Genomic DNA, 12,004 nt, shown 5'->3' on the forward strand with positions numbered 1-12,004 from the left:
CTATAAATCCCAATAGAAAAAACTTTAAAAAAATTTACCGCAATATTTGAAAAAACTCTGTCAGCAATAAAGAACACTCCGCTTGCATAATTCCCTCATCAATTTGAACTTTATGATTTAAAGGATAACCCTGCAACAAGTTATAGACGGATCCTGCGGCTCCTGCTTTAAAATCTCGGGTTGCAAAAACCACTCTTTTAATCCGGGCATGAACAATAAGTCCCGCGCACATGGCGCAAGGTTCAAGAGTCACATAGAGCGTTGTATCTAATAGTCGGTGATTTTTTAGCTGTTGCGATGCATGCCTGATTGCACGGACTTCTGCATGGTCCGATGGATCATGGCTGTTTTGTGTGACGTTTCGTCCTAAGCCTAATAACTGATTATCTTTGCTTACCAGTACGGCACCAACAGGAACTTCTCCTTCATTTTGGGCTAGAATTGCCTGCTCATATGCTTTTTGCATCCAATAGTGATCGTTCATTATTAGTTATAGAAAAAAATTTTACAATTTATAGTTTGGGTGATTTGTAGCCCGGATTAGCGCAGCTTGATCCGGGATTTTTGCCATATAACCCAGCCAATAATTATTCCCATTCAATTGTAGCTGGTGGTTTACCTGAAATATCATACGTTACACGAGATACCCCATCTACTTCATTAATAATGCGATTGGAAATATGGCCAAGAAAGTCCCAAGGTAATTGCGACCAGTGTGCTGTCATAAAATCGACCGTCTCAACAGCCCGAAGACAAATCACGTAATCGTATTTACGTCCATCCCCCATCACCCCCACACTTTTAACCGGTAAAAATACAGCAAAAGCCTGACTGACTTTATGATAAAGATCCGCTTTTCTTAATTCTTCAATAAAAATAGCATCCGCTCGACGTAAAATATCTGCATATTCCTTTTTCACTTCTGCTAGAATTCGAACCCCCAATCCAGGACCAGGAAAAGGATGGCGATAAACCATGTCATGTGGCAAACCTAACTCAAGTCCAATATTACGAACTTCATCTTTAAATAATTCACGGATAGGCTCTAATAGTTTTAAGTTTAAGGTTTCTGGCAATCCACCTACATTATGGTGCGATTTAATGACCACTGAAGCACCATTGGTACTCGTTGCTGCCGACTCAATAACATCAGGATAAATCGTTCCTTGTGCCAACCAGGAAACTCCAGGAATTTTTAGTGCTTCCTCATCAAATACTTCGATAAAAGTACGTCCAATAATTTTTCTTTTTTCCTCAGGGCAAGAAACCCCTTTCAGAGCATTAAAAAATCGTTCTTCTGCTTTAACGGCAATCACTTCAATACCCATGTGCTTGCCAAACATCTCCATGACTTCATCTGCTTCGTTAAAACGCAACAAGCCAGTATCTACAAAAACACAAACCAATTGTGAGCCAATAGCCTTATGTAATAAAGCAGCAACTACCGAAGAATCTACACCACCCGATAAACCGAGTAAAACTTTATCTGTTCCTACCTTAGCTCTGATTTTACTGATTGCTTCATCAATAATAAGTTCTGAGGTCCAATTCGTTGAAGCCTTACAAATATCTACAACGAAACGATGTAAAATACGTATCCCTTGCAGAGTATGGGTTACTTCTGGATGAAATTGCACACCATACATCTGGCGATTTTCATCCGCCATTCCAGCAATTGGAGCATTACGCGTTTCACAAATTACCTTAAAGCCAACAGGTAATTTCGTCACCTTATCTCCATGGCTCATCCAAACATCCAATAAAGCATTTCCATCTGTGTTAAGGCGATCTTCAATTTGTGAAAACAATTTGCTGTGACCATGCAACTTCAATTCAGCATAACCAAATTCTCTCATAGAAGATGACTGTACTTCTCCCCCTAATTGTACTGCCATGGTTTGCATCCCATAGCAAATCCCCAAAATAGGAATCCCAGCATTAAATAACCATTGGGGTGCTCGAGGATTTGCATCGTGGGTTACAGTTGCTGGGCCACCAGACAGAATGATGCCGCAAGGACTTAAAGAAGCAAATTCTTCTTGGGTTATGTTGAAAGGATGAATCTCACAATACACACCTAGCTCACGTACTCGGCGAGCAATCAATTGTGTGTATTGAGAACCAAAATCAAGGATGAGTAAAGGATGTTGTTTTAAATCGTTCATTATTAATTATCCACCTGATAGTTTGGTGCCTGTTTAGTAATACTGACATCATGGACATGTGATTCTCTCATTCCTGCATTAGTCACTTGTACAAACTCAGCCTTAGTATGTAATTGTTCGATATTTTCACATCCTGTATAGCCCATGCAAGAACGCAAACCACCTAACAATTGGTGAATAATTGTTTGCGCCGATCCTTTATAAGGAACACGACCTTCAATTCCTTCTGGAACTAATTTTTCTGAGCCTAATGAAGCATCCTGGAAATAACGGTCACTGGAACCTTGTGATGAAGCCATGGCTCCAATTGATCCCATACCTCGGTAATTCTTATAAGTTCTACCTTGATATAATTCAATTTCACCTGGTGATTCTTCTGTTCCTGCAAACATGCTTCCAAGCATTACAGTATCAGCACCTGCAGCAAGTGCTTTACAAACATCACCAGAAAAACGTATTCCACCATCTGCTATTACTGGAATTTTTCCTTTAAGTTCTTTTGCCACATTGGCGATGGCAGTAATTTGTGGAACCCCAACACCGGTTACGATACGTGTAGTACAAATAGAACCAGGGCCTATACCCACTTTTACGGCGTCCGCGCCTACAGTATATAAATCGCGAGCTGCTGCAGCTGTAGCTATATTTCCACCAATTACCTGTATTTCCGGATGGTGCTTCTTAATCCACTTAACACGATCAAGTACGCCTTGCGAATGTCCATGAGCCGTATCAACAACAAGGACATCAACACCAGCTTCAATCAATGCACTAATACGTTCATCAGTCCCCTCACCCACACCAACAGCTGCGCCAACACGTAATTGCTCCGCATCGTCTTTACACGCATAAGGATTTTCTTTAGCTTTCTGGATGTCTTTAACTGTAATTAACCCACGTAATTGAAAAGCATCGTTTACCACAAGCAGTTTTTCAATACGATGCTTGTGTAATAAACTACGTACTTCTTCGCGACTTGCCCCCTCTCTGACCGTTACTAACTGCGTCTTAGGTGTCATCACTTGTTCGACACTCAAAGACAAATTCGTTTCAAAACGGATATCACGACTTGTTACGATGCCAACTAAATCCTCTCCATCAACTACAGGAACCCCTGAAATATTATACTTAGACATTACATCCAGTAATTCTTTAACAGTGATATTAGGCGTCACAGTGATTGGATCCCTAACCATACCACTTTCAAATTTTTTCACTTTTCGAACTTCTTCAGCCTGTGCCGCAATGGTCATATTCTTATGAATAATACCAATACCACCTTCTTGAGCTAAGGCAATGGCTAAGCGCGCCTCAGTAACGGTATCCATGGCTGCTGATAAAAGAGGAATATTCAGGTTAATCGCACGAGTTAATTTTGTTCTCAAAGACACATCTTTAGGAAGTATTAAAGAGTGTGCAGGAACAAGAAGTACATCGTCAAAAGTTAATGATTGCTGCACAATAGAAAGCGCCATTTTATTCTCGCTATCAGGAGTTAAATTAACCGAATAGTTTACTATAAATTGTGGATAAATTAAACAGATAATTTACAATAAACATAATAATCCCTTATAATTATAAGACTTTTTAGCTGTTCCCATCAAAAATCCAGTGCCTTTATTCTTGAGTCCTAGTTTACCCTTTTTTTATCGAGTATTGTTAAAGGCTCAAGCACAGGATGAAACGTAAAAAATAGATTAAAAATTATTTTTATCTCACTCAATTTTGGAAAATGTTTTTCCACAGATCACTCTTGCACTACTTGAATTATTAATCGATTAACGTGTACACTGTTGGTTAAATATTGTGTTGAATCAAAAAAAATAGGAAGGGTTCAGCGTTGGCTAAAATAATTGTAATTACATCCGGCAAAGGTGGAGTAGGAAAAACTACTTCTTCTGCGGCTATTTCTTCAGGACTTGCTCTCTTAGGGCACAAAACTGTGGTTATTGACTTTGATATCGGCTTAAGAAACCTTGATATTATCATGGGCTGCGAACGACGAGTCGTTTATGATTTTATTAATGTCATAAATGGCGAAGCAAACCTCAATCAAGCTTTAATTAAAGACAAACGTATCCCAAACCTTTGTATCCTTCCTGCATCACAAACACGTGATAAAGATGCATTAACACTCGAAGGAGTTGAAAGAATCCTTAATGATCTTTCAAAGGATTTTGACTTTATTATTTGTGATTCGCCTGCTGGAATTGAAACAGGTGCATTAATGGCTATGTATTTTGCTGACCATGCAATCGTTGTAACGAATCCAGAAGTTTCTTCTGTACGCGATTCCGATCGGATACTAGGAATTCTTGCAAGTAAGACTAAAAGAGCTATTGAAAATAAATCACCAATTCAAGAACATTTATTATTAACCCGTTATGACCCAGAACGTGTCGAGCGTGGTGACATGCTTTCTGTAACAGATGTAAAAGAAATATTGGCCATTCCATTAATTGGCGTTATTCCAGAGTCAAAGTCAGTGCTTAAAGCGTCAAATACAGGTACACCCGTAGTTCTTGACGAAACAAGTGACGCCGGTATTGCATATCAAGATGCAATTGCTCGTTTTCTCGGTGAAGAGAGACCAATGCGCTTCATAAGTAGTGATCGTAAGGGATTATTGCGTCGCTTATTCAGTAAAAACAAGGAGGAAGTGACGGTATGAGTATTTTTAATTACTTGCGTAGAAGGACTGCTACAGCATCAGTTGCTAAAGAACGTTTACAGATAATTATTTCTCATGAACGCTCACAACGCAATACACCTGACTACCTACCAAAGCTTCAAGAAGAAATTCTCGCTGTTATTGCGAAATATGTCCATGTCACTCGAGATCAAGTCAGTGTGAATCTTGAACGCATGGGCGATAACTCAGTGCTTGAATTAAACATCACCATGCCAGATGAGGTTAAGGAAAACGCTTAAAAACTTTCAGAAAATGTTATTGAAACATGGAATATGAGACATTACTCAGGGTCACGTTTACCGGAATAATAATCCATTCTAAATCATTAGTTTTGTTCCCTAAAACATAGAACTTTTTTAGGTGTTTCCTAAGTTGATACTGATTTCTTTTCGAAAACTCAGTTGTAGACTCATATTGGTTTACTTCGTTTTATAAAATTAAACACTTCTTAACGCATACTCTTTGATTAACTTTACAATTTTTTAGAACTCCGCAGAAAAAAGCTGCAGTAGAATTGATGACTAAAGTCTATTGCTGCTTTGGCTGAACATATGGTTTAGGTTGAACGTTTGGCCCAGGATGAACATACGGTTTAGGCTGAACAGATGGACCCGGTTGGACAGTTGGACCAGGTGGAACAATTGGGCCAGGATGAACTTTTGGGCCGGGTTGAACAGCTGGACCAGGTTGAGCAGTTGGACCAGGTTGAACCATTGGACCATGATGGACTTTTGGACCGGGTTGAACAGTTGGACCGGGTTGAACAGCTGGACCAGGTTGAACCATTGGACCATGATGAACTTTTGGGCCGGGTTGAACAGTTGGACCAGGCTGAACCATTGGACCGGGTTGAACAGTTGGACCAGGTTGAACCATTGGACCATGATGGACTTTTGGACCATGATGGACTTTTGGACCAGGCTGAACCATTGGACCAGGCTGAGCGGTTGGACTAGGATGAACTTTTGGGCCGGGTTGAACTTTTATGCCAGGAGGAACATTTAGTCCAGGTTGAATATTTTGGGTAGGTTGAACATTTAGACCGGGCGTCGCTTTGGGATTCGGTGGATTCGGAACTAATTGCCCACCCGGAACTTGACCAGGTACTGGATGAACAGTTACTGGAGGTGATTGCTTTATGATGCCTAATTTTCCAGCACTTATATTCTGAACTTCTGCTGGACTCAAAGGTCTGCCGCCATTTTTTAACAAAAACGGTTTTACTTCTGAGAAAGAAGGCGTTGCTGAAGGAGGCTGAGTTTTGGTTATGATTGGCCTTGATATTATTTGTACTGGAGGTATCGCCTGTGTAAATCCCTTTCCTCCAAATAGACTAACAGGTCGAGGCACAATAGGTGCGACATGAGTTTGCGCAGCATTAAAGAGAATATGATTAGGGATACGTGAGCGAAGATTATTTACTATTCTTGAATTAATAAAATCATCAGATGATATAACGGTAACTCCATTAGCAAAGTGTTCATTTCTATAATTAATTACCTTGTTTTGATTTTTATAAATATTATTAATGAACCTAGCATCAATAACGGTATTACTCAAATTGATCGCAGTAAAATATTCTCGACTAACGTGATAAGGAGGGATATAAGGTTCTCCTGGGGCTAAAGGAAACCAACCAATACCATATCCACCATTTATCATTAATTGAGGGTTATTGCCGCCAATGAATACGGTTAATGCAGGTGCATACATAGGACGAGCACCTATAGGTCCAGGGACCCAACACCATCGATTCCTAACGAAAGCCCAACGACCATAGTGGAATGGGGCAAATCCCCAAGGTTGATTATCCACCCAAGTCCAGCCCCAAAGGCCTAACCATATCCATTGACCATTTTGGTAAGGTGCCCAATCTGACTCCACATTATTAGGATACCAAACGGGACCATATTGTTGATCTTCAGTCCAGGAACCATAATTACCGAGATCTTCATAGCCTATAGTATCTGGAGATATATATTGAGTAGAGACTGTTCCTGCCATTTTATCACGCTCTAAACTCCAGCTCTCAAAATCATCGTATGCTACACCCAGTGTAGTACATTGAAAATTATCTAAGTTAGTCCCTGTGGCACTGCATGAGTTACCCACACTAATCATATTGGATGTACTTTCTCCGTAAGCTGTTCCCTGCCCCATTCTCACACTTACGGTAGTCATGTTGTCTTCTGCTATGACATCGAAACGATAATATCCAGGCTCAGTAATTACAAAAGCTAAATTCGGCGTATCCACTTCATATGATTGTTGGGAATTAATTTTTTTGATACTTAAAACAAGAGTTCCCTGTTCGATTTGAAACTGTGCTATTTCATCATTTAAATTCAAAATTTTTAATGCTGTTTGACTTCCAACACGGACAGTGGCCCCAGACAGTTGCATTTCAGCAATAGAGCCTGTATCCGACCATAGTTGATCATTTGAAATTAAAGGTCGATTAAGAGTAACACCTACCCACTGTGATTCTCCTGCGGGTAAAAAACTCACAGTCCCGTTAATATAGCTTAGACGAGCAACTTGAGTGGGAGGATCTGCGAAGGTCATAGTCGATATGGATGCTAACAATACAAAACAACTCATCAATAGGGTCATCATGATCGTGTTCTGCACTGAACTTTTTTTCATGCTAACCTCCATATTTTTAAATCTCTCCCAATATCAAGGAAAAATGTTCTTTAGACTATAATCGCTTTGACTGAATGACTTTGTCTAAGTATAGACCAGAATAGCCTGAGTGCATCATATGGGTCTCCCTGCGCACCCAGACTAAACTATTTTTGAACTAGCAATGAACTGACATTGAATAATACAAAAATCAAAGTTAAATCATCTCTGACTCTATATCATCTTTATTTACAACAACTTTTTTGCTTCGAGCTGATTTTACTGATGATGGGCGTCGTAACTCCTCATCATCGAAATCATCTACTTTAATCACATCTTGTCGAGCCAATTCCGCTTCTTTTAATTGCTTGGCTTCTGCATCAGTTAGCAATCCACATACTAAAGCCTCATTGATCTGCTCAACCAAGGTAAGTGACTTTAAAACATTATCTTTTACTGCTCTCATTACTTTTCTTTCTAACTCATCAGCAGCGCAAATTTTATGAAAAGCCTCCTCCATGCGACCCAAAGGACAATTCTCACCCGCTTTACTGTAAACCAAACGAGTTATACGTGTACGCGTTTCACCAGGTTCTATTAATATTCTAGCTAATTTATGACCTAGTTGATCATTAGGTTTGTTTCTTCGATTACCTAATGGTTTGATAATCAAGCGTAAAACGACTCGTGCCCAACGTGCTGGAAAATTCACAATAACACCATGCATTGCCATTTCACACTCATGCAATAATTGCTGACAACTCCACTCAACTAAAGGTAAATCGGCTTTAGGTTCACCATCGTCATGAAACCGTTTCAAGACTGCTGAAGTCAAATACAATGCACTCAACATATCGCCAAGACGAGAAGATAATTTTTCTTTACGCTTCAAGTTGCCACCCAGCACGCTCATCGAGAAATCTGCAAGAAAAGCCAAGTTAGCACTGTACTTATGCACGAGTTGATAGTAACGCTTCATACTACTCACTGGTGCTTTAGACATATGTGCATCAGTCCAAGCAAAAATGACTGACTTAGTAAAATTAGCAATCACAAATCCAGCATGGGCAAAAAATGCCTTATCGAATTCAACCAAATTATTATTTCTTATACTTTCAAGCTCCTTAAACACATAAGGATGACATCGAATTGCTCCCTGGCCAAAAATAATTAAACTTCGAGTTAATATATTTGCACCTTCAACAGTAATGGCGATGGGAGATCCCTGATATCCTCTACCCAAGTAATTATTAGGACCGAGACAAATCCCTTTTCCACCATGAATATCCATCGCGTCAAGAGAAATTTGTCTTGCACGTTCAGTAGTATGGTATTTTAATATAGCACCTACAACAGAAGGTTTGGCTCCGTTATCAATTGCAGCCGCAGCCATTGTTAATGCTGCATCAATAATATACGTATTCGCTGCAATCCGAGCTAAAGGCTCCTCAATTCCTTCAAACTTTCCTATTGGTTGGCTAAATTGTTTGCGAATGCGTGCATAAGCTCCAGAAGCTAAAGCAGCGGCTTGCGCACCTCCATTAGCACTCGAAGGTAAGGAAATTGCTCTTCCAGCACTCAAACACTCCATTAACATACGCCAACCACAGCCAGCCATGGAAACGCCACCAATCAAGTAATCCATAGGAATAAATACGTCCTTACCTTGAGTCGGACCGTTTAAAAAGCCTGTATTCAGTGGGAAATGACGGCGGCCCTTTGTAATACCAGGGGTATTTGCTGGTATCAACGCACAACTTATACCTACATCTTCACCTTTACCCAACAAATTATCTGGATCAAATAATCTGAATGCTAATCCAATTACAGTAGCTGCTGGGCATAAGGTAATGTAACGCTTATCCCAATTTAAGCGAATACCTAATACTTTTTGACCATTAATTTCTTGATGACATACTACCCCTTTGTCTGGTATCGATGCGGCATCAGAGCCAGCATTAGGTCCTGTCAAAGCAAAGCATGGGATTTCCCTTCCATCAGCCAATCGTGGCAAATAGTAATTTTTTTGTTCTTCAGTTCCATATTTAAGTAACAACTCTCCTGGACCTAAAGAATTGGGTACAGATATAGTTGTAGCCGCTGTAATTGAACGCCCATAAATTTTTACTAAAACTGACATTTGCGCTGTAGCAGAGAATTCCAGACCACCATATTGCTTAGGAATAATCATACCCAAGAACCGATTTTCTTTGATGAATTGCCAAATTTCTGGAGGCAAATCGGTAAGATTATGAGTAATGTTCCAATCATCAATCATTGCACATAAGGTGTTTACAGGACCATCAAGGAAAGCTTGCTCTTCCTCCGTCAAACGGACTGTAGGTGCGTTTCTCAATATGGAAAAGTCCGGAGCACCACTAAATAAATCGCCTTCCCAACTTACAGTACCCGCCTCTAGTGCCTCTCTTTCAGTCGCAGACATAGCTGGCATGGCTTTACTTACGGTTTTAAAAAAATATTTGGATAATAAGGTTCGTCTTAAAGGTCTTATCGTGCCTGCAATTAAAGCGAGCTCAACTAAAATAAGAATGATTTTTGTTGTTAAACCAGGAGAGCCATAATAGAAAACAAGAGCACTAAATAAACCAAAGCTAATAGCCCACACTGAAATTGCTGCCTGCCTTGTTAGCAATATCCCTGCAGCCCCAATGACTATGAGCACTAAAATAGCGTGTAGCACATTATTCTCCTTAATTTTGGGCCTTCTGGCCACAAGTACTAGAGTGTGTTGACAATTCTACTCTTCTTCAGCTTAGCGAATTGTAAACAGACTCAATTTAAGTTTAAACCAGACACAATTTTTATAATTTGCTTTGCCACAACTTCAGGGTGCTCCATGGGAAATAAATGGGTCCCATTAGTTTTATAACTTGTTACATTAAAATACTTTTTCATGTAACGCACATCCATTTTACCAACCACAGTAGTTTTGTCACCATAAATTAGTGCCGACGGAATTAATAATTTACCTTCATAATGTGGAATGACATGTGGAATGGTTCGATAAATCTGATATTCAATATGCCTATCAAAGCGTAAATAATATCCATCCTCTTTATACTCTAAACCGTAGGTAATATAATCATCTAAGCAGGCATCCGTAAAGGTTTTAAATAAGTCTCGTGTTTTTAAATAGTCAATTAATTGATCATGATTTTTCCAATACATACGACGACCTCGAGTTCTAAATGCCGGCGTAACCCGATCAATGATGCCAAGTGCTTTTGCCAAACGAACCATACTTGATTTGAAAGTTCCGATTAAAGGTGAGTCCAACATAATGACCGCTTTAAATAATTCGGGTTGTTCAATTGCTGCCAATAAGCTTAAAATTCCTCCCAAAGAATGTCCTACTGCAATTACAGGTTGATTAGCCTGCTTTTTAATACTGAAAATGACTTCGGAAACGAGATTGTGCCAGTTTTCGCTCACAGGAAATAAAGGATTATGGCCAAGCCTGTCGATGTAACAATAATCGAATTCATTCTCGAGGCTATCCAACATTTGTTTATAACATAAAGCTGGAAAACCATTTCCATGCGCAAAATGAATCATCTCTTTCATAAAGTCACCATTTGCATTGCTACCAGTAGAAATCCCTATAAATAATCCAGAATCCCCAACCGAAGTGTGTTGACAATTCACCTTCCGCCTACGTGAAGCCTGCTTGCCCGCAGCTTCAAGTAGATGGTCAAATTAAAGCCCCCTCCATTCCTAACTCATTGATAAATGTAACAAACTAATCATATAACGATTTTTATAGCAAGTAAAAACGAGTTTGCAATGCTTAGACTTATGCCCAATGAACCGCTACGGTTCAAGTTGAAAAAAATTGGCTACAACTTAATCTTTATACGCTTAATCTTAGTATAGTAGTTGAAGTAATGTTATATCACTTACGTTTTGGCTTTATATGCCGAGACTTATTTACAGATTTTGAAAGACAGAATTCAACTACCCAGAAACTCAACCGCTGGCGTCCAGGCAACGCCATTTTTAAAGCCTTTGTTCAAGAAGGCATCTGGGATAGAAATTTTTGAGACGAGATTTATTCTGACAGATATCTTTTTAAAAGAGTACCTGTCAGAGTAAAGTTGCTGTTAGGATAAAGAGAGAGCGGAAACATTATTATCGGGATTATCATGGGTGTTATGTGGTGTGGGGTTTTGGTTATTATTAAATATTCTGGCTCTTAATTCCGCTTTAAATTCTTCTTTCAAAGGATGAATAACCACACTTCCTTCTTGATCTATAAACTGTGCAATTTCTTGTGCTCTTGCCCCAGGGCTATATTTAATCATCATACTCACTTCCCTTTGGTCAAGATAAGCCTCATCCATTGTGTCTTTACGCCCTGTTAAAAGAGAATGCACTTTATTTTGATCACGAATAGCTTGATCTTGAGCTTTTGAAAAAAATCCTATTTTGTTATTTGTTTGACAATAAATCTTCATTTTTATCCTCACTGAATAAAATTTAAACTCTTATAATAACACAGCGG

The 12,004-nt window shown here is 39.3% G+C and carries 9 protein-coding genes; 2 read left to right on the forward strand and 7 right to left on the reverse strand.

Annotation, left to right across the window (positions count from 1 at the left end; all coding sequences use genetic code 11):
* Positions 1-34 precede the first annotated feature (34 nt).
* The 3 genes from tadA to guaB form a co-directional block, all read right to left on the reverse strand.
* Positions 35-484: a tRNA adenosine(34) deaminase TadA gene (tadA, locus tag ACF8MK_RS14955; protein WP_265711818.1), complete on the reverse strand. Its 450-nt coding sequence runs from the start codon at positions 482-484 to the stop codon at positions 35-37.
* A 103-nt stretch (positions 485-587) separates the two neighbouring features.
* Positions 588-2,165 (reverse strand): glutamine-hydrolyzing GMP synthase, encoded by a 1,578-nt coding sequence (gene guaA, locus ACF8MK_RS14960; protein WP_392537324.1) that lies wholly within the window; start codon positions 2,163-2,165, stop codon positions 588-590.
* A gap of 2 nt (positions 2,166-2,167) precedes the next feature.
* On the reverse strand, positions 2,168-3,640 hold the full coding sequence (gene guaB / locus ACF8MK_RS14965) for an IMP dehydrogenase (RefSeq protein ID WP_392537325.1): 1,473 nt from the start codon (positions 3,638-3,640) through the stop codon (positions 2,168-2,170).
* 365 nt (positions 3,641-4,005) lie between these two features.
* On the opposite strand from guaB, the gene minD reads away from it, so the two are divergent.
* Both minD and minE read left to right on the forward strand, forming a co-directional pair.
* Positions 4,006-4,836 (forward strand): septum site-determining protein MinD, encoded by an 831-nt coding sequence (gene minD, locus ACF8MK_RS14970; RefSeq protein ID WP_265702270.1) that lies wholly within the window; start codon positions 4,006-4,008, stop codon positions 4,834-4,836.
* On the forward strand, positions 4,833-5,096 hold the full coding sequence (minE, locus tag ACF8MK_RS14975; protein ID WP_028381812.1) for a cell division topological specificity factor MinE: 264 nt from the start codon (positions 4,833-4,835) through the stop codon (positions 5,094-5,096). Before minD ends, minE begins: the two co-directional genes overlap by 4 nt.
* Positions 5,097-5,385: 289 nt before the next feature.
* Here the strand turns inward: minE and ACF8MK_RS14980 are convergent, their stop codons facing one another.
* The 4 genes from ACF8MK_RS14980 to ACF8MK_RS14995 all read right to left on the reverse strand — a co-directional run bounded on the left by ACF8MK_RS14980 (position 5,386) and on the right by ACF8MK_RS14995 (position 11,957).
* Positions 5,386-7,503 carry a DUF6600 domain-containing protein gene (locus ACF8MK_RS14980; RefSeq protein WP_392537326.1) on the reverse strand — a complete coding sequence of 706 codons (2,118 nt, stop codon included), beginning with the start codon at positions 7,501-7,503 and terminating at the stop codon, positions 5,386-5,388.
* Between the two features lie 196 nt (positions 7,504-7,699).
* Positions 7,700-10,183, reverse strand: coding sequence for an acyl-CoA dehydrogenase (locus tag ACF8MK_RS14985; protein ID WP_392537327.1), 2,484 nt, complete (start codon positions 10,181-10,183; stop codon positions 7,700-7,702).
* A gap of 92 nt (positions 10,184-10,275) precedes the next feature.
* Positions 10,276-11,067 carry an alpha/beta fold hydrolase gene (locus ACF8MK_RS14990; RefSeq protein WP_392537328.1) on the reverse strand — a complete coding sequence of 264 codons (792 nt, stop codon included), beginning with the start codon at positions 11,065-11,067 and terminating at the stop codon, positions 10,276-10,278.
* A 536-nt stretch (positions 11,068-11,603) separates the two neighbouring features.
* Complete coding sequence (locus tag ACF8MK_RS14995; protein ID WP_392537329.1) at positions 11,604-11,957, reverse strand: hypothetical protein; 354 nt, start codon at positions 11,955-11,957, stop codon at positions 11,604-11,606.
* Positions 11,958-12,004: the final 47 nt, after the last annotated feature.

Origin of the sequence: Legionella sp. 227 (assembly GCF_043161935.1) — a bacterium.
Lineage (GTDB): Bacteria > Pseudomonadota > Gammaproteobacteria > Legionellales > Legionellaceae > Legionella > Legionella sheltonii.